Below are 16,512 nucleotides of genomic sequence, written 5' to 3' on the forward strand. Positions count from 1 at the left end.
AAGCAGGCGGCGCTGCCTGTACGGGCGCCGACCCATGTCGGCACCGTGCCCATCAATCTACGTTCCGTAGGTCACGGAGCGATTGAGGGTGAGTGCCCATCCGGCGACAGAATCTCACGGCGTGTAATCGCGGCAGGGCACGCGCTGCCCCGGCTTGCCGTTTTGTGATCGGGAAGACAGCGGACTGCCGCCGTCGGGACACAGCGTGATCGCCGCGAAGTGACGGCCGGCCGCCGCGAAAGCGGCCGACCATCACGGTGTGTCGCGGATCACCGCCCGGTCCTAGGCCTGGCCGAGGCGCTCCAGGATCAGCTCGCGGGCGCGGCCCGCGTCGGCCTGGCCGCGGCTGGCCTTCATGATCGCGCCCACCAGCGCGCCGGCGGCGGCGACCTTGCCGTCGCGGACCTTCTGCGCGGCGTCGGCGTTGGCGGCGATCACCTGGTCGACGAGCGCGAGCAGCTCGCCCTCGTCGCTGACGACCTTCAGGCCGCGGGCCGCCACGACCTCGTCCGGCGTGCCCTCGCCCGCCAGAACGCCCTCGAACACCTTGCGGGCGAGCTTGTCGTTCAGCTCCCCGGCGTCGACCAGCGCCTGGATGCGCGCGACCTGCGCCGAAGTGATCGGCAGCTCCGGCAGCTCCACGCCCTGGGCCGTCGCGTGGCGGGACAGCTCGTTCATCCACCACTTGCGGGCCGCGGCCGGCGAGGCGCCCGCGGCGATCGTCTCCTCGATGAGGTCGAGCGCGCCCGCGTTGACGACGTCGCGGAACTCCTCGTCGCTCAGCGACCAGGCGGCCTTCACCCGCACCCGGCGGGCGGCGGGCAGCTCCGGCAGGGTCGCCCGGATCTCCTCCACCCACGCCCGCGACGGCGCCACCGGCACCAGGTCGGGCTCGGGGAAGTACCGGTAGTCCTGCGCCTCCTCCTTGGAGCGGCCCGGACTGGTGGACCCGTCGGTCTCGTGGAAGTGGCGGGTCTCCTGGGTGATCTTGCCGCCCGCGTCCAGGACGCCGGCCTGCCGCTCGATCTCGTAGCGGACCGACCGCTCGACGCTGCGCAGCGAGTTCACGTTCTTGGTCTCGGTGCGGGTGCCCCACTCGGCGGCGCCCTTCGGCATGAGCGACACGTTCACGTCGCACCGCATGGAGCCCTCCTCCATGCGCACGTCCGACGCGCCGAGGGCCCGGACCAGCTCGCGCAGCTCCGTGGCGTAGGCCCGCGCGACGAGCGGGGCCTTCTCCTCGGTCGCCTCGATCGGCTTGGTGACGATCTCGATCAACGGGATGCCCGAGCGGTTGTAGTCGACCAGCGAGTGGTCGGCGCCGTGGATGCGCCCGGTCGCGCCGCCCACGTGGGTCGACTTGCCGGTGTCCTCCTCCAGGTGCGCCCGCTCGATCCCGATCCGGTACGTCTCCCCCTCGACCTCGACGTCCAGGTACCCGTCGAAGCAGATCGGCTCGTCGTACTGCGAGATCTGGAAGTCCTTCGGCATGTCCGGATAGAAGTAGTTCTTCCGGGCGAACCGGCACCACTCGGCGATGTCGCAGTTCAGCGCCAGCCCGATCCGGATCGCGAACTCGATGGCCTTCTCGTTCACCACGGGCAGCGACCCCGGCAGCCCCAGGCACACCGGGCAGACCTGGGTGTTCGGGTCGCCCCCGAACGCCGTCGCGCACCCGCAGAACATCTTCGACGCCGTCCCCAGCTCGATGTGCGTCTCGATGCCGAGCACCGGCGAGTACTTCTCCAGCGCCTCACTGAAGGGAACCAGCGTGCTCACAGATATCCCAATCCTTTCAGGGCTTCTTTGGTCTCGTCCGCCCACCGGGCGAAAGCAGGTATCCGTCCCAGCACCTGCAAGCTGATGTCCTCACCGAGACGTCCAAAATAGTCGGTCGGCCGAGTGATCCCGGCCGACCGCAGCGCCTTGGCCAGCACGGCCTTGGGCTCCGCCGCCTTCTCGACAGCCGTCGGGTCGCTCGGCAGCAACCCGACGTCGGCCCCGCGCACTTTCGCGAACGCCGCCCGATCGGCGAGCATCCACGACTCGGTCTCTCGCCTGGGTACCAGGACGACGGTCCGGCAGGCAACCACGGGCTTCAGCGCCATGGCCTCATGCGCCTCGTTGTGATCGGCGTGCACGAACACGAGATGGCAGCGCTTCCCAAGGCCTGCGCAGCCTCGACGAACCGGTCTTTTCCGTGCTTCTTCACCGCAGGGGACGACACTGTCGCCGACAGGTCGAAATCCGCGGCCCGGTTCTCTACCAGCACCCCTTTCAGGAACCTATCGATCACCGGGCGCAGGAAGTCATGGTCTGGGTCTCCCTCAGCGACGAGTCCGGGGACCAGAGGACGGCTCAAAGGTCGCCCTCCCGCACCGTCTCCAGGAAGCGCTCCACGTCCCAGGGAGTGGCTGCGCTTCCCGGAGGGGCCGAACTGGAGCACGTCGGCGACGAGGGTCAGGGCGTCGAAGAGGTTGGATTTGCCGCTGGCGTTGGGGCCTACCAAGGCGAGGAAGGGGGGCACGTCGAGTTCGAAGTCCAGGAAGGACTTGAAGCCGTTGATCTTGATGTTGGTGATCATTGACGTGCCGCCCCTTCGTCGGGCCCCTAGAGGGCCGGGGCCTTGGTGAGGAGGGGGCCGTTCCAGCGGGATTCCAGGGCCTGCTCGACGGCGGCGGCCACGCGGTAGCAGCGGTCGTCGGCGAGGGTGGGGGCCATGATCTGGAGGCCTACTGGGAGGTCGTCCTCGTCGGCGAGGCCGCAGGGGACGGAGATGGCCGCGTTGCCGGCCATGTTGGACGGGATGGTGCAGAGGTCCGCCAGGTACATGGCCATGGGGTCGTCGGCGCGCTCCCCGATGGGGAAGGCCGTCGTGGGAGTGGTCGGCGAGATGAGCACGTCGACCTGGGCGAAGGCGGCGTCGAAGTCGCGCGCGATGAGCGTGCGGACCTGCTGGGCCTTGCCGTAGTAGGCGTCGTAGTAGCCCGAGGACAGGGCGTAGGTGCCGAGGATGATCCGGCGCTTGACCTCGGGGCCGAAGCCCGCGGCGCGGGTGAGGGCCATGACCTCTTCGGCGGAGCGGGTGCCGTCGTCGCCGACGCGCAGGCCGTAGCGCATCGCGTCGAAGCGGGCGAGGTTCGAGGACGCCTCGGACGGCGCGATGAGGTAGTAGGAGGACAGCGCGTAGGTGAACGCCGGGCAGGACACCTCGACGACCTTCGCGCCGAGCGACTCCAGCAGCTCCACGGTCTCGTTGAAGCGGTTCAGGACGCCGGGCTGGTACCCCTCGCCGGCGAACTCCTTGACGACGCCGACGCGCAGTCCCGCCACGTCGCCCTGCCTCGCCGCCGCGACGACCGCGGGAACCGGCTCGTTGATGGAGGTCGAGTCGCGCGGGTCGTAGCCGGAGAACGCCTCGTGCAGCAGCGCCGCGTCCAAGACGTTCCGGGCGAACGGCCCAGGGGTGTCGAGGGAGGAGGCGAACGCCACGAGGCCGTACCGGGAGGAGCCGCCGTAGGTCGGCTTCATCCCGACCAGGCCGGTGACGGCGGCCGGCTGGCGGATCGAGCCGCCGGTGTCGGTGCCGGTGGCCAGCGGCGCCTCGTAGGCGGCGACGGCGGCCGAGGAGCCGCCGGAGGAGCCGCCCGGGATGCGGGTGAGGTCCCACGGGTTGTGCGTGGGGCCGTAGGCGCTGTTCTCCGTGGAGGAGCCCATCGCGAACTCGTCCATGTTGGTCTTGCCGAGGATCACCAGGCCTGCGGCGCGCAGCCGCTCGGTGACCGTGGCGTCGTACGGCGGGACCCAGCCTTCGAGGATCTTCGAGGCGCAGGTGGTGGGCATGTCCTTGGTCGTGAACACGTCCTTGTGCGCGATCGGGACGCCGGCGAGCGGGCCCAGCTCCTCGCCCGCGGCGCGGCGGCGGTCCACGTCGGCGGCCTGCGCGAGCGCGGACTCCGCGGCGACGTGCAGGAAGGCGTTGACCTTGCCTTCGACCTGCTCGATGCGCTCCAGGTGAGCCTGGGTGACCTCGACGGAGGTCGTCTCGCCGGACGCGATGAGGGCGCCCAGCTCGGCTGCGGTCTTGAAGATCATTCGTCCTCCTCCAGGATGCGCGGCACCCGGAACCGCTCGGCTTCGGCGGCGGGGGCGCCGGCGAGCGCCTCGGCGTTCCCGAGCGACGGGCGCACCTCGTCGGCGCGGAAGACATTGGTCAGCGGCAGCGCGTGGGTGGTCGGCGGGATGTCCTCGGCCGCCACCTCCTGCACCCGCGCGACCGCGGACACGATCGCGTCCAGCTGGACGGCGAAGTGGTCGAGTTCGTCGTCGCCGAGCGCCAGCCTGGAAAGCCGGGCGAGATGCGCGACCTCGTCACGGGTGATGGACATGAGTTAAGGGCCGTTCCGGAGTGATCGACTGGGATTCCCTCCCATCCTATGGCCACCCGGCCCGCCGCCCGGCGCGAACGGGCCGTCAGCGCGGGGCGGCGGCCTCGGTGAGCCGCAGGCGGCCCCGCATCCACTCGGTGGCCTCCGCCGGCTCCATCGGACGGCCCAGGTGCCAGCCCTGGCCGCTGTCGCAGCCCATCTCGGCGAGCCGCCGCGCCGTCTCGGCGTCCTCGACGCCCTCGGCGACCGAGCGCAGCCCGAGGGTCCGCACGAGGTCGATGATCGAGCGGACGATCACGGCGTCCTCGGCCGACTCGGAGAGCCGCCGGATGAACGAGGCGTCGATCTTGACCTCGTTGACGGGCAGGCGCTTGAGGCGGACGAGCGAGGAGTAGCCGGTGCCGAAGTCGTCGAGGCTGAGCGGGATGCCGAGGTCGGCGAGGGCGCGGACGGTCTCGGAGGCGTAGGCGGACTCGTTCATGAGGATCCGCTCGGTGATCTCCAGGCAGAACGCCTCGGCGGGCAGCCGCCGCGCCATCAGCTCGCCGGTGATGGCGCGGCGAGCTGGCCGTCGAGGAGGTCGCGGCCGGAGACGTTCACGCTGACCTGGACCCGCAGGCCGTCGGACCACCAGGCGTGCGCCTGGGCGAGGGCGTCGCGCACGACGGCGTGGGTGATCGCCTTCATCAGGTAGGTCTGCTCGGCGAGCGGCAGGAACTCCTCGGGGCCGAGCAGCCCGCGCTCGGGGTGGCGCCACCGCAGCAGGCCCTCCATGCCGAGGAGGCTCCCGTCGGACAGCCGGACCTTGGGCTGGTAGTGCAGTTCGAGCTCGCGCCGGTCGATGCCGCGGCGCAGGTCGCCGAGCAGGCCGAGGCGGGCCGGGGAGTTTCGGTCGCTGGCCGGGGAGTAGATCTCCACGCCCGAGCGGGACTCCTTGGCGACGTACATGGCGACGTCCGCGCGCTGCAGGAGCAGTTCGAAGTCGGGGGCGTGGTCGGGGCTGAGCGCGATGCCGACGCTGCCTTCGAGATCGAAGCTCATGCCGTCGAGGCGGACGGGCTCGCTGAGCGCCGCGCGGAGCCGGACGGCGACCTCCCGGGCGGCGTGCACGTCGCGGACGGACGGCAGCAGGACGGCGAACTCGTCGCCGCCGAGCCTGGCGACGAGGTCGCCGGGGCGGACGCTGTGGGTGAGCCGGTGGGCGATGATCTGGAGGAGCCGGTCGCCGGTGGGGTGGCCGAGGGTGTCGTTGACCTCTTTGAAACGGTCCAGGTCGATGAGGAACAGGCCGACCTTCTGGAGCCTGTCGCCGCGGGCCTCGCGCAGCTGCCGGGCCGTCAGCGCCTCCTCCGCGCGCATGAACAGGAGCTTGCGGTTGGGCAGGCCGGTGAGCCCGTCGTGCAGGGCCTGGTGCTCGCGTCGGACGGAGGCCGCCGCGGTGAGGTAGACGGCGGTGAACGGCAGGATGATCAGCGGGATGAACGCCGGGGACCGGTCCACGACCACCACGACGATCGGGGCGAGCCCGAGCAGGGCGAGGTGGGCCAGCACCTGGTAGGCGAAGTCATGGCGCAGCACCCGCACGAGCCCGATCCGCTCGTGCAGCGCGACGGCCCCGGCGACGAGGACGTCGTTGACGAGGAAGTACGTCATTCCGGCGAGCATCACCGCGGCGAGGTCGTCGCCGTGCGGCACCCACACGTGCGACGGGCCCGCGCCGACCCCGAAGCCCCACAGCACGACCGCGGCGGCGGCCTGCGCGACGGAGTACTGGGCGACGTTGAAGGCCGTCCGGTGCGGGGAGTGCCGCCGGAAGACCCCGCAGACGACCAGCGCGGCGCCCTGGAGCAGCAGGGACGTCGGCAGGCCGGCGTACAGGAGGGTGGCGAAGGTGAACGTGGTGGAGGTGGACGCGCCGTTGTTCTCGTTGGACCCGGGCGTGATGATCGGTTTCAGCTCACCGAAGACCACGAAGCCGGCGAGCAGCCAGAAGCGCGGCTCGGTGAACAGCGCGTCGAGGTCGCGGCCGCTGAGCTGGGGCAGGGTGAACAGCAGCAACAGGGTGCCTGCGGCGGTGACCGCGGTCAGGTAGCCCCACAGCGGCGAGCCGATGCGGGGACACGTGTCCCGCGTGTTGTTCGGGTCCTTCATTCAGCTTCCTCAAGGGACACACCGGATTGAGGTTCAAACAGGTGCTCATGAGGAGAGTACGGCTTTGACTCAGCTTTACGAAACCGGATGCGTACGTTCTGTTACTCACCGATTGATAGCCAAATCGGCATTTGTGCCGGTTTTTCGCCTAGCCTGTGGGCCTTCCCCGCCGAAATCCGGTTACTCCTGGTTCAGGGTTACGGCCTTGGCCGCATCCGGCCCCTGCTCGATCAGGATCTGGAACCCCGCCTCGTCCAGGAGGGGAACGCCCAGCTCAACGGCCTTCGCCTCCTTGGAACCCGCGTTCTCGCCGACCACGACGAAGGACGTCTTCTTCGACACCGAGCCCGCGGCCTTCCCGCCCAGCCTCTGGATCGCGTCCTTGGCCGAATCCCTGCTGAAGTTCTCCAGCGAGCCCGTCACCACGATCGTCAGGCCCGCCAGGGGACGTGGGAGGTCCTCGGCCGTCGTGTCCTCGAGGACGACGCCCGCGGCCCGCCACTTGGCGACGATCTCGCGGTGCCAGTCCACCTTCCACCACTCGATGATCGACCGCGCGATGGTCGGACCGACGCCGTCGACCGCCGTCAGCTCCTCCTCGGTGGCGCTGAAGATCCGGTCGAACGAGCGCAGCTCCCGGGCGAGGTCCTGCGCGGCCCGCGGGCCGACGTGCCGGATCGACAGCGCGACCAGGAACCGCCAGAGATCCTTGGTCTTGGCCTTCTCCAGCTCCGCGAACAGGGTCTCGACGACCTTCCTCGGGCTGCCGTCCTTGTTGACGAAGAAGGTGACGACCTTGTCCTCGCCGGTCTTCGGGTCGATCTTCGGCGTGCCCGAGTCCTGGTCGAGGACGAGGCTCACGATGGGCAGCAGCTTGTCTTGCGTGAGGTGGAACAGATCGCCCTCGTCCTTGACGGGCGCGTCCGCGGGCGCCATCGGCTGGGTGAGCGCGGTGGCCGCGACGTAGCCGAGCGCCTCGATGTCCAGGACGGTGCGCCGGCCCATGAAGAAGATCCGCTCGCGGAGCTGCGCCGGGCAGTGCCGGGTGTTGGGGCAGCGGATGTCCTTGTCGGCCTCCTTGGCGGGGGCCAGTTCGGTGCCGCACTCCGGGCAGTGCGTCGGCATGACGAACTCGCGCTCGGTGCCGTCGCGCAGCTCGGCGACCGGGCCGACGATCTCGGGGATCACGTCGCCCGCCTTGCGCAGCACCACGGTGTCGCCGATGAGCACGCCCTTGCGCGCCACCTCGAACCTGTTGTGCAGGGTGGCCCGCTCGACGGTCGAGCCCGCGACCGAGACCGGCTCCATCAGGCCCCACGGGGTGACCCTGCCGGTGCGCCCGACGCCGACCTTGATGTCGAGCAGCTTGGTGCGCACCTCCTCCGGCGGATACTTGAAGGCGATCGCCCAGCGCGGCGCGCGGCTGGTGGAGCCCAGCCTGCGCTGGATCGCCAGGGAGTTGACCTTCACCACGACGCCGTCGATCTCGTAGGCGGGGTCGTGCCTGTGCTCGCCGTAGAAGGAGATGTACTCCCTCACCGCCGCAAGGTCGGGGACCACCTTGTAGCGGTCGCTGACGGGCAGCCCCCAGGCCGCCAACAGGTCGTAGACGGCGCTCTGGCTCTCGGGGACGGCCGGACCACCCTGCCAGGCCCCGAAGCCGTGCACGATGAGCGTGAGGGGCCGCTGGGCGGTGATCCGCGGGTCCTTCTGGCGCAGCGCGCCCGCGGCGGTGTTGCGCGGATTGCGGAAGGGCTCCTCCCCCGCCGCCTCGCGCTCGGTGTTGAGCTTCTCGAAGACGTCGACGAACATGACGACCTCGCCGCGGATCTCCACGAGGTCGGGCACGTCGTCCCCGGTCAGGACGGTCGGCACCGACGGCATGGTCCTGACGTTGTTCGTGACGTCCTCGCCCACGACGCCGTCGCCGCGGGTGACGCCGCGCACGAGCCTGCCGTTCTCGTAGGTCAGGGCGATGGCCAGGCCGTCGATCTTCAGCTCGCACAGGTAGCCGCCGACGGGCGCGCCCTCCAGCGAGGCCTCGAGGCGCTCCGCCCAGACGGACAGCTCCTCGAAGTTCATCGCGTTGTCGAGGCTCTGCATCTTCTCCAGGTGCGCCACCGAGACGAAGTCGGTGGTGATCGGCGTGCCGACGTTCTGGGTGGGCGAATCGGGGGTGACCAGCTCGGGGAAGGTGAGCTCGATCTCCTCGAGCTCGCGCATCTTCAGGTCGTAGTCGATGTCGCTGAGGGTGGGGTTGGCGAGGATGTAGTACTGGTAGCTCGCCTCGCGCAGCTCCCGCGAGAGCTCCGCGTGCCGCTCGAAATACTGCTCGGCGTCCATCCCTGAACCTCTCTCTCGGCATGCGGCCCCTACCGCGCCCGCACCCCTATCTTCCCGCCCCCCTCTGACAGTTTCCGCCGGTCACTCGGGGGTGTCGGCCAGCGACTTCGCGGCCTTGACGCAGTGCGCGAGCGCCTGTCGGACATATCTGGAAGAAGCTCCGGCCATTCCGCAGGCCGGGGTCACCACGACCTGGCGCGCGATCTCCTCCGCGGGGAAGCCGAAGCGCCGCCACAGCTCGCGGACGGGCGCGACGGACCTGGCCGGTTCCGGCAACCTGGCGTCCACGCCGGGCACGACCCCGAAGAGGAACCCGATCCCGCTCTCGATCGCCTCGCCGATCACGTCGTCGTCTCGCGCGGGGATCGCCGAGACCTCGACGGACAGGGCCTTGGCCCCCGCGCCGAGCAGCACGCCGAACGGGACGTTCGCGGCGCAGCAGTGCACGATCGGGAAGGCGTCGGAGGCCTCCAGGACGACACGCAGGCCCTCCTGGGCGTTGGGCGCGGGGATCGAGCGCAGGGTGCGGAAGCCGCTCGCGGTCGGGACCCGCCCGGAGAGCACGGCGGGCAGCGCGGGCTCGTCCACCTGGAGCAGGACCTCGGCCCCGGGAACGCGGCGGCGCACCTCGGCGACGTGCCGGGCGACCCCTTCGGCGAGCGACTCGGTGAGGTCGCGGACGGCTCCGGCGTCGCGCAGGGCCCGCGCGCCGGACCGCAGCTCGATCGACGCGGCGAGGGTCCACGGCCCGCACACCTGGATCTTGATCGATCCCCCGTCGCGGGCCAGTGGCGAGGCCTGCTCCTCCAGGAGGTCGAGGTCCCGCTTCATGAGGTCGTGGGCGCGCCGCAGGTCGAGGCCGGGGCGGTCGGCGAACCGCCACCCCGACGGCTGGAGGTGGACGGGCAGTTCGACCAGCAGTCCGGCCGAGCGGCCGATCATGTCGGCCCCCGGTCCGCGCTCGGGCAGTTCGGGCAGATGGGGCAGCGGCAGCTCGCCGAACGCGATCTTGGCGACCTCGCCGGCGTCGGTGCCCGGGTAGGAGCCGACACCGGTCGCGCTCGCCTCGGGCCAGGGGAAACTCACCCGCCCATTGTGCCGCCCTTAGCGTGGGCCCCGTCCCGTGCCCTATTCTGCGTCGGCATGCGCGCCCCCCGGCCAGGCTCGGCCCCTCGCAGAGCCCTGAGGGCCTTTCCCACGGCGGTCTGTCTCCTCCTGGCGGCGGCGTGCGGAGGCTATACGCCCACCGGACGGCTCGACTCCGCGCCGCTCCCGACCCCCGATGTCTGTGCGGGCATCCCGGCCGACCTTGTGAAGGACACCCTGGACGCCAAGTCCTTCGTGTGCGATTCCGGCACCGCGGGCGGCACGCACGGGGCCCGGTTCACGGCCGGCAAAGGCAAGCAGGCGGTAGTGCTCGTCATTTCCTACATCAGCAGGTACGACGCGAACTCGAGCCTGGATCTGTGGGAGGTCTACGGCTACGTGGAGAAGGGGCGGGTGTCCCTGATCGGGGTGGGCGCGGGCGAGGACGGCGTCTACGACCCGGCGACGGGCATCGCGGCGGCGCCAGGTGAGCATTTCATCGTCCGGGTGGCCGTGCAGAGCTCCGCGGACCAGCAGAGCTTCGGCGACGGAGGGAAGCTCGTGCCCGTCCTGGAGGCGGCGCTGGTCCTGGGCCAGAAGGCTGTCGCGTCGGCCGCTCCGACCGGGACGGCTTCCCCTCCCGTAATAGCCCCGTAACCAGGAGTTCCCATGTCCGTATCCTGCCTTATGCCGGACATGTGAATGTGACGCGGGTTACTCTCCTGGAACGGTCCCAACACTGGACAAGACCGATGAAGGGAGTTGCGGGCAATGACGAGCCTCGGACTGCTCGCCGGAGCACTGACCACGGGCTGCTGGCTTCCCCAGCTACTGCGATCCTGGCGCACCCGTTCCACCGACGACATCTCCTGGACCTACCTGGCACTGCTCGGCTCGGGCATCGCGCTCTGGCTCGCCTACGGCCTGATGAGCGCGGACCTCGCCCTGATCGCGGCCAACGGCATCACCCTGCTGTTCATCACGGCCATCGCCGGCATGAAGTCCCGCGAGACCGCGCGTCCCGACGTCGCCGAGCCCTCGGCCGACACCCTCACGGGCTCCTGAGCCCCGCCTTCCCCCATCCCCGCCGCGAGACGCGGACCGGACGCGCAGACACGCCCGGTCCGCCCCGTACGGGGGCTCTCAGGAGACCGCCGCGACCCGCGCCGCCGAGACGATCGTGGCCGAGCCGAGGACCGTCTCCCCCGCGTACAGCACCGCGGCCTGGCCCGGCGCGACCCCGCGGGCCGGCTCCAGCAGCCGCAGCCGCAGCTCGTCGCCCTCCCGGGAGGGCTCGCACGGGTAGACCTCGCCGTGCGCGCGCAACTGGACCGCGCAGCGCTCCGGCAGCGGCCCGTCGAGGCCGATGATCCTGTCCGCGACGATCTCGGTGACGTCGAGGGCCTCGCGCGGGCCCACCCGCACGGTGTTGGTCACCGGCGAGATGTCCAGGACGTACCGGGGCTTGCCGTCCGGGGCCGGAGTGCCGATCCGCAGGCCCTTGCGCTGCCCGACGGTGAAGCCGTACGCGCCCTCGTGCTCGCCGACGACCTCGCCGGACTCATCGTCCACGATCGGGCCCTTGGCCGCGCCGAGCCGGGCCGCGAGGAAGCCCCGGGTGTCGCCGTCGGCGATGAAGCAGATGTCGTGGCTGTCGGGCTTGTCGGCGACGAGGAGGTCGCGCCGGGCCGCCTCGGCCCGGATCTCGGTCTTGGTGGTGTCGCCGAGCGGGAACATCGCGTGCCGCAACTGCTCGCGGGTGCAGACCGCGAGGACATAGGACTGGTCCTTGCCCTCGTCGACGCCCCGGCTCAGCACGCCGTCCGACACCTGGGCGTAGTGGCCGGTGCAGACCGCGTCGAAGCCCAGCGCCAGCGCACGGTCCAGCAGCGCGGCGAACTTGATCTTCTCGTTGCAGCGCAGGCACGGGTTCGGGGTGCGGCCCGCGGCGTACTCGGCGACGAAGTCGTCGACGACGTCGGAGGCGAACCGCTCGGCCATGTCCCAGATGTAGAAGGGGATGCCGATCACGTCGGCGGCACGGCGGGCGTCACGGGAGTCCTCGACGGTGCAGCAGCCGCGGGCCCCCGTCCGGTAGGACTGGGGGTTGGCCGACAGCGCCATGTGGACGCCGGTCACGTCATGGCCGGCCTCGGCGGCACGGGCCGCCGCTACTGCGGAGTCGACGCCGCCGGACATGGCGGCGAGCACGCGAAGAGTCATGGTGTTCCCAGGATATCGGCGCCGTCCACCGGTTTACCTGCCGAGCGGGAGGCACCCTCCCCTGAGAAGGCCTTAGCATGGGCGGCGATATGGGCATCTTCAAGCGTTCACGCGACAACTCCCCGGCGGCAGCGGCCATCGCCGAGTTCTGGGAGCGGTGGCCTGAGCTGCGCGAGCGGATCGCGGCGGCGGGCGAGACCCTGCCGACCGACCTGCACGAGGAGATCACTCTGCTGGTCCATCGGATCCACCCGGACCTCGTGTGGGAGATCGACCCCGGCGCGCCCTCCTTCACCGTCAGCGGGCAGGGCGAGGACGAGCTGCGTGGCCTGGCCGAGCGCTGGCGCAAGGGAAGGCCGCGGCGCGACCGCTGGGCCTTCCACGCCGCCCGCCAGGCCGACCCCGAGGCGCTGGGCACCAAGCTCGCCCTCGGCGACCATGAGTTCGACCTCTCCTACGTCAAGCTGGGCATGCGGGTCGACCAGGCGCGGGCGCGCATCGACATCGCCGCCTACCACCCCGACTTCCTGTTCGTGGACGAGGACACCCAGCTCCAGGTCGCCCGGACGGTGCTGGTGTGGGCGCTCGGCGAGGACGACGTGGCCCGCTGGATCGGGGACGTGACCATCGCGATCGAGGCGCCGATGGACGCGCTGCCACCGAACCTCCTGGCCTCGGTGGTGGAGCAGATAGCCGAGCCTTTTAAGGAAGGGGCGTGGCTGAAGGGCGAAGGCCGCACCCCGAGAGGACATCCCGCCCAGATCACCGTCAGGTTCCCGCTGCACCGCCAGGACCACCCGCTGTCCGACCTGCACGTGAGCCTTTCGCTCCCGTACGCGAACTCCGGACCGGACCGGCTGCCCGTGGCGCCGTCGTCGCAGGCGCTGCGCGAGGTGCAGGAGCGGATCGAGGAGCTGGCCGGCGCGGTGCTGTTCCTGCGCGAGACCGGTGACGGCCTGCGCGTCTTCCACCTGTACGCCGACCCCGACTCCGCGGTGGTCGCCGAACTCGACCAGATCGCCGCCGCCTGGCCGGAGGGCAAGGGCAAGATCGAGTCCCGGCAGGACCCGGCCTGGCGGACGGTCCAGCCCTACCGCCTCTGAAGACTCCGGCCCGCCCTGCTCGGCGCCTCAGGTGAGGCCGGCGCGGCGGGCCCGTTCGACGACGGGGCCGATCACCGCGGCGAGCGCCCTGACCTCGTCTTCGGTGGAGCCGTGGCCGAGGGAGAACCGCAGGCTGCCGCGCGCCTGCTCCGAGCTCATCCCCATGGCCAGCAGCACGTGGCTCGGCTGGGCGATCCCGGCCGAGCAGGCCGAGCCGGTGGAGCACGAGACGCCCCGGGCGTCGAGCAGCATGAGCAGGGCGTCGCCCTCGCAGCCGGGGAAGGAGAAGTGGGCGTTGCCCGCGAGCCTGCCGACGGGATCGCCGTTCAGCACCGCGTCGGGGACCTCGGCCCGCACCAGCTCCACGAGCAGGTCGCGCAGCGCGGCGACGCGCCGCACCGTCTCGTCGCGCCGGGCGACGGCGGTCTGCACCGCCGCGGCGAATCCGGCGATCGCCGGGGTGTCGAGAGTGCCCGAGCGCACGTCGCGCTCCTGGCCGCCGCCGTGCAGCACCGGGGTCGGATCGACGCCCTTGGCCAGCAGCAGCGCGCCCACGCCGAGCGGGCCGCCGAGCTTGTGCGCGCTGACGGTCAGCGTGTCGGCGCCCTCGGCGAGGGAGACCGGCAGGAACGGGGCGGCCTGGACGGCGTCGGAGTGGAAGGGGACCCCGCGGGCACGCGCGAGCGCGGCGAGTTCGGCGACGGGCTGGATGGTGCCGACCTCGTTGTTGGCCCACATGACGGTGACCAGGGCGGTGTCGTCGGTGAGGGCGGCCTCCAGGTCGGCGGGGGCGACGCGGCCGAGGCCGTCGACGGGGAGGTGGACGACTTCGGCCGCTTCGTGCTCGGCGAGCCAGTGCACGGCGTCGAGGACCGCGTGGTGCTCGATCGCGCTGGTGATCACCCTGCGGTGGCCGAGGTCGCGGCGCTGCCAGTACAGGCCCTTGACGGCGAGGTTGTCGGCCTCGGTGCCGCCGCTGGTGAAGATCACCTCGGACGGCCGGGCCTGGAACGCCTCGGCGATGATCTCGCGGGACTCCTCGACGACCCGACGGGCACGGCGGCCCGCGGCGTGCAGGGAGGAGGGGTTGCCCACCCGGCCGAGCTGCTCGCTCATCGCGGCGACGGCCTCGGGGAGCATCGGCGCGGTGGCCGCGTGGTCCAGGTACGCCGCGTGTTCTGCGTACGCCGCGCGATCTCCGAGAACCAACGGGGGCTTCCTTCCTCCAGTTCGCCCCATCCTATCCGCCGTCGGGGGGACCCGCATTTGCCTACTGTACCGTCCGGACGGTACAGTAGCCGGTATGAAACGCGAGGCCCTTCTCGACGCCGCGGAGGCCGTGCTCGGCGAGCACGGCAGCCAGGCGCTGACGCTGAACGCGGTCGCCGAGCGCGCCGCCGTCAGCAAGGGAGGGCTGCTCTACCACTTCGCGACCAAAGAGGCCCTGATCGGGGCTCTCGTCGGCCGCGTCATCGACGAGTTCGACGCGCTCGTCGCCGAGCACGCCGAACGCGAAGGCTCCTACACCCGCGGGTTCGTCGAGGCCAGTTTCGCGATCCTCGCCGCCCCCGAAGGGGTGCGCACCACGCGCCGCTGGGCCGCGATCACCGCCGCCGCCTGTTCCGCCGAACTGCGGACCCCGCTCGCCGAGGCCATGCACCGCTGGCACCACCGCGACCCCGCCGAGGAGCCCGACCCGGTCGCGGCCTCCGTCGTCCGGCTGGCGGCCGAGGGCCTGTGGGAGGTCTCCGCGCAGGACCCCGGCGGGTACTCCGCCGAGCAGTTCGCCGCGCTGCGACGAAAGATGCTCGACCTCCTTTAAACCGGCGGCCTCCCCTTCCCTCTTCCAGCGCGTCCGGGTGATCCCGGTCGCGCTTTCCCGGGTCCCCCCCACCTCACCTTCTCCCTCGTCTGTTCCCTCTCGTCTTGTTCTTCGCGTCTTGCCTGGAGTGTGCATCATGCTGTTCCGCGCCCGCTGGGGCACGTTCTTGACCTTCGCGCTCGCCGGGCTGCTCTCGGGGGTGTGGGTCACCCGGATGCCCGCGCTGAAGGACACGTTCGGTCTCGGCGCGGGCTCGGTCGGCGTCGTCCTGCTGGTGTGGGGCCTCGCCGCGATCGTCGCCATGCAGGGACTGCGGTCCTTCATCTCCCGCGCGGGCAGCCGCGCGGTCCTGCGGGTGTCCACCCCCGCCACCGCGGCGTCCGTCGCGCTGCTCGGGCTCGCGCCGGACTTCGGCACGCTGCTCGCCGCGGTCGCCCTGTTCGGCGTGGCGTTCGGCCTCACCGACGTGTCCATGAACGCCCAGGGCTCGGTCGTCGAGCGGGCGGAGCGCCGGCCGATGATGAACCGGATGCACGCGGGCTGGTGCGTCGGCGCGATGACCGGCGGCCTGCTGGGCGCGGGCACGGCGGCGCTCGGCTGGTCGTTCGGCGCCGCGGTGCTGGCCGTCGGCCTCGTGGCGCTGCCTCCGGCGCTGGCACTCGGCCGCACCTACCTGCCCGACCCGCCCGCCGAAGCCGCCGCCGCGGCCGCCCGGGGACGCCGCCGCCTGCCCGGCGTCGTCTACCTGATCGGCGCGGTCACGTTCCTGGCGTTCATGGCCGAGGGCGCGGTCGCGGACTGGAGCGGGCTGCTCCTGCACGACGACCTCGGCGCCGCCCAGGCCGTCGCCGCCCTCGCCTACCCGGCGTTCGAGGCCGCGATGCTGCTCGGCAGGCTCGTCGGCGACCGGGCGCGGGTGCGGTTCGGCAGCCGCGGCCTGCTCACCATCGCCGGAAGCGGGACCTTCCTCGGCATGGTCGTGGTGCTGCTCTCGCCGAACGTCGGCCTCGCCTTGTCCGGGTTCTTCCTCACCGGCCTCGCGGTGAGCGTGATCGTCCCGACGATGATCTCGCTCGCCGGAACCGCCGCGCCCGGCAGCTCGGCGGCCTCCGTCGCCCAGGTCGGCGCCATGGGCTACGGCGGCCTCCTCCTCGGCCCCGTCGTGATCGGCGGCATCGGCGAGTCGACCTCGGTCCGCGCCGCCATGACCGTCGTCCTGCTGCTGTCCGTCGCGATCGTCCTGGCCACCCGCCGCATCCCGCTGCGCGAGGCCTCCGACATCGCCCAGACCGACCGCGAACTCCAGCCGGCCTGACCGGGCCGGTGGACGCGGACGCGCCCGTCTTGGCAAGATTCTCAGCGGAACTCCTCACACCCCCCGAAGGACCGGAGGCCC

General features: G+C 71.4%; 16 protein-coding genes. 5 read left to right on the top strand and 11 right to left on the bottom strand.

Going from position 1 to position 16,512, the window contains the following annotated elements:
• Positions 1 to 282: 282 nt before the first annotated feature.
• From gatB to ACYVOM_RS01865, 9 genes are all read right to left on the bottom strand, one after another.
• Positions 283 to 1,785, bottom strand: a complete 1,503-nt coding sequence (gatB, locus tag ACYVOM_RS01825; protein ID WP_460302329.1) for an Asp-tRNA(Asn)/Glu-tRNA(Gln) amidotransferase subunit GatB — start codon at positions 1,783 to 1,785, stop codon at positions 283 to 285.
• The gene (locus ACYVOM_RS01830) at positions 1,776 to 2,108 is read right to left on the bottom strand and encodes a hypothetical protein (protein WP_460301412.1); all 333 of its coding nucleotides are present in this window, start codon (positions 2,106 to 2,108) and stop codon (positions 1,776 to 1,778) included. The genes gatB and ACYVOM_RS01830 overlap by 10 nt, the downstream gene beginning before the upstream one ends.
• Positions 2,099 to 2,584, bottom strand: coding sequence for an AAA family ATPase (locus tag ACYVOM_RS01835; protein ID WP_460301413.1), 486 nt, complete (start codon positions 2,582 to 2,584; stop codon positions 2,099 to 2,101). Before ACYVOM_RS01835 ends, ACYVOM_RS01830 begins: the two co-directional genes overlap by 10 nt.
• Before the next feature lie 26 nt (positions 2,585 to 2,610).
• Entirely contained in the window at positions 2,611 to 4,095 is a 1,485-nt protein-coding gene (gatA, locus tag ACYVOM_RS01840) for an Asp-tRNA(Asn)/Glu-tRNA(Gln) amidotransferase subunit GatA (RefSeq protein ID WP_460301414.1), read from the bottom strand.
• A complete protein-coding gene (gene gatC / locus ACYVOM_RS01845; RefSeq protein ID WP_460301415.1) occupies positions 4,092 to 4,388 on the bottom strand; it encodes an Asp-tRNA(Asn)/Glu-tRNA(Gln) amidotransferase subunit GatC in 297 nt (98 codons plus the stop codon). The genes gatA and gatC overlap by 4 nt, the downstream gene beginning before the upstream one ends.
• Before the next feature lie 85 nt (positions 4,389 to 4,473).
• Positions 4,474 to 4,926: an EAL domain-containing protein gene (locus tag ACYVOM_RS01850; RefSeq protein WP_460301416.1), complete on the bottom strand. Its 453-nt coding sequence runs from the start codon at positions 4,924 to 4,926 to the stop codon at positions 4,474 to 4,476.
• Positions 4,926 to 6,539, bottom strand: coding sequence for a putative bifunctional diguanylate cyclase/phosphodiesterase (locus ACYVOM_RS01855; protein WP_460301417.1), 1,614 nt, complete (start codon positions 6,537 to 6,539; stop codon positions 4,926 to 4,928). Before ACYVOM_RS01855 ends, ACYVOM_RS01850 begins: the two co-directional genes overlap by 1 nt.
• A gap of 180 nt (positions 6,540 to 6,719) precedes the next feature.
• Positions 6,720 to 8,882 carry an NAD-dependent DNA ligase LigA gene (gene ligA, locus ACYVOM_RS01860; protein ID WP_460301418.1) on the bottom strand — a complete coding sequence of 721 codons (2,163 nt, stop codon included), beginning with the start codon at positions 8,880 to 8,882 and terminating at the stop codon, positions 6,720 to 6,722.
• An 81-nt stretch (positions 8,883 to 8,963) separates the two neighbouring features.
• On the bottom strand, positions 8,964 to 9,968 hold the full coding sequence (locus tag ACYVOM_RS01865; protein WP_460301419.1) for a methionine synthase: 1,005 nt from the start codon (positions 9,966 to 9,968) through the stop codon (positions 8,964 to 8,966).
• A gap of 225 nt (positions 9,969 to 10,193) precedes the next feature.
• Here ACYVOM_RS01865 and ACYVOM_RS01870 point away from each other — a divergent pair, with 225 nt between their 5' ends.
• Positions 10,194 to 10,625 carry a hypothetical protein gene (locus ACYVOM_RS01870; RefSeq protein WP_460301420.1) on the top strand — a complete coding sequence of 144 codons (432 nt, stop codon included), beginning with the start codon at positions 10,194 to 10,196 and terminating at the stop codon, positions 10,623 to 10,625.
• Between the two features lie 114 nt (positions 10,626 to 10,739).
• On the top strand, positions 10,740 to 11,033 hold the full coding sequence (locus ACYVOM_RS01875; protein ID WP_460301421.1) for a SemiSWEET family sugar transporter: 294 nt from the start codon (positions 10,740 to 10,742) through the stop codon (positions 11,031 to 11,033).
• Between the two features lie 78 nt (positions 11,034 to 11,111).
• Here ACYVOM_RS01875 and mnmA read toward each other — a convergent pair whose 3' ends face one another.
• Positions 11,112 to 12,191 carry a tRNA 2-thiouridine(34) synthase MnmA gene (gene mnmA / locus ACYVOM_RS01880; protein WP_460301422.1) on the bottom strand — a complete coding sequence of 360 codons (1,080 nt, stop codon included), beginning with the start codon at positions 12,189 to 12,191 and terminating at the stop codon, positions 11,112 to 11,114.
• A gap of 89 nt (positions 12,192 to 12,280) precedes the next feature.
• On the opposite strand from mnmA, the gene ACYVOM_RS01885 reads away from it, so the two are divergent.
• Positions 12,281 to 13,294: a DUF695 domain-containing protein gene (locus ACYVOM_RS01885; protein WP_460301423.1), complete on the top strand. Its 1,014-nt coding sequence runs from the start codon at positions 12,281 to 12,283 to the stop codon at positions 13,292 to 13,294.
• A gap of 27 nt (positions 13,295 to 13,321) precedes the next feature.
• Here the strand turns inward: ACYVOM_RS01885 and ACYVOM_RS01890 are convergent, their stop codons facing one another.
• Positions 13,322 to 14,503: a cysteine desulfurase family protein gene (locus ACYVOM_RS01890; RefSeq protein WP_460301424.1), complete on the bottom strand. Its 1,182-nt coding sequence runs from the start codon at positions 14,501 to 14,503 to the stop codon at positions 13,322 to 13,324.
• A gap of 94 nt (positions 14,504 to 14,597) precedes the next feature.
• Here ACYVOM_RS01890 and ACYVOM_RS01895 point away from each other — a divergent pair, with 94 nt between their 5' ends.
• Positions 14,598 to 15,116 (top strand): TetR/AcrR family transcriptional regulator, encoded by a 519-nt coding sequence (locus tag ACYVOM_RS01895; RefSeq protein WP_460301425.1) that lies wholly within the window; start codon positions 14,598 to 14,600, stop codon positions 15,114 to 15,116.
• Positions 15,117 to 15,252: 136 nt separating this feature from the next.
• A complete protein-coding gene (locus ACYVOM_RS01900) occupies positions 15,253 to 16,431 on the top strand; it encodes an MFS transporter (RefSeq protein ID WP_460301426.1) in 1,179 nt (392 codons plus the stop codon).
• The last annotated feature ends 81 nt before the right edge of the window (positions 16,432 to 16,512 follow it).

It is taken from the genome of Actinocorallia aurea, from assembly GCF_054783995.1.

Excerpts from the sequence above, each read along its gene's own strand:
- ACYVOM_RS01830 (WP_460301412.1), bottom strand. The coding sequence starts at position 2,108 with ATGGCGCTGAAGCCCGTGGTTGCCTGCCGGACCGTCGTCCTGGTACCC.
- ACYVOM_RS01835 (WP_460301413.1), bottom strand. The coding sequence starts at position 2,584 with ATGATCACCAACATCAAGATCAACGGCTTCAAGTCCTTCCTGGACTTC.
- gatA (WP_460301414.1), bottom strand. The coding sequence starts at position 4,095 with ATGATCTTCAAGACCGCAGCCGAGCTGGGCGCCCTCATCGCGTCCGGC.
- gatC (WP_460301415.1), bottom strand. The coding sequence starts at position 4,388 with ATGTCCATCACCCGTGACGAGGTCGCGCATCTCGCCCGGCTTTCCAGG.
- ACYVOM_RS01850 (WP_460301416.1), bottom strand. The coding sequence starts at position 4,926 with ATGGCGCGGCGGCTGCCCGCCGAGGCGTTCTGCCTGGAGATCACCGAG.
- ACYVOM_RS01855 (WP_460301417.1), bottom strand. The coding sequence starts at position 6,539 with ATGAAGGACCCGAACAACACGCGGGACACGTGTCCCCGCATCGGCTCG.
- ligA (WP_460301418.1), bottom strand. The coding sequence starts at position 8,882 with ATGGACGCCGAGCAGTATTTCGAGCGGCACGCGGAGCTCTCGCGGGAG.
- ACYVOM_RS01875 (WP_460301421.1), top strand. The coding sequence starts at position 10,740 with ATGACGAGCCTCGGACTGCTCGCCGGAGCACTGACCACGGGCTGCTGG.
- mnmA (WP_460301422.1), bottom strand. The coding sequence starts at position 12,191 with ATGACTCTTCGCGTGCTCGCCGCCATGTCCGGCGGCGTCGACTCCGCA.
- ACYVOM_RS01885 (WP_460301423.1), top strand. The coding sequence starts at position 12,281 with ATGGGCATCTTCAAGCGTTCACGCGACAACTCCCCGGCGGCAGCGGCC.
- ACYVOM_RS01895 (WP_460301425.1), top strand. The coding sequence starts at position 14,598 with ATGAAACGCGAGGCCCTTCTCGACGCCGCGGAGGCCGTGCTCGGCGAG.
- ACYVOM_RS01900 (WP_460301426.1), top strand. The coding sequence starts at position 15,253 with ATGCTGTTCCGCGCCCGCTGGGGCACGTTCTTGACCTTCGCGCTCGCC.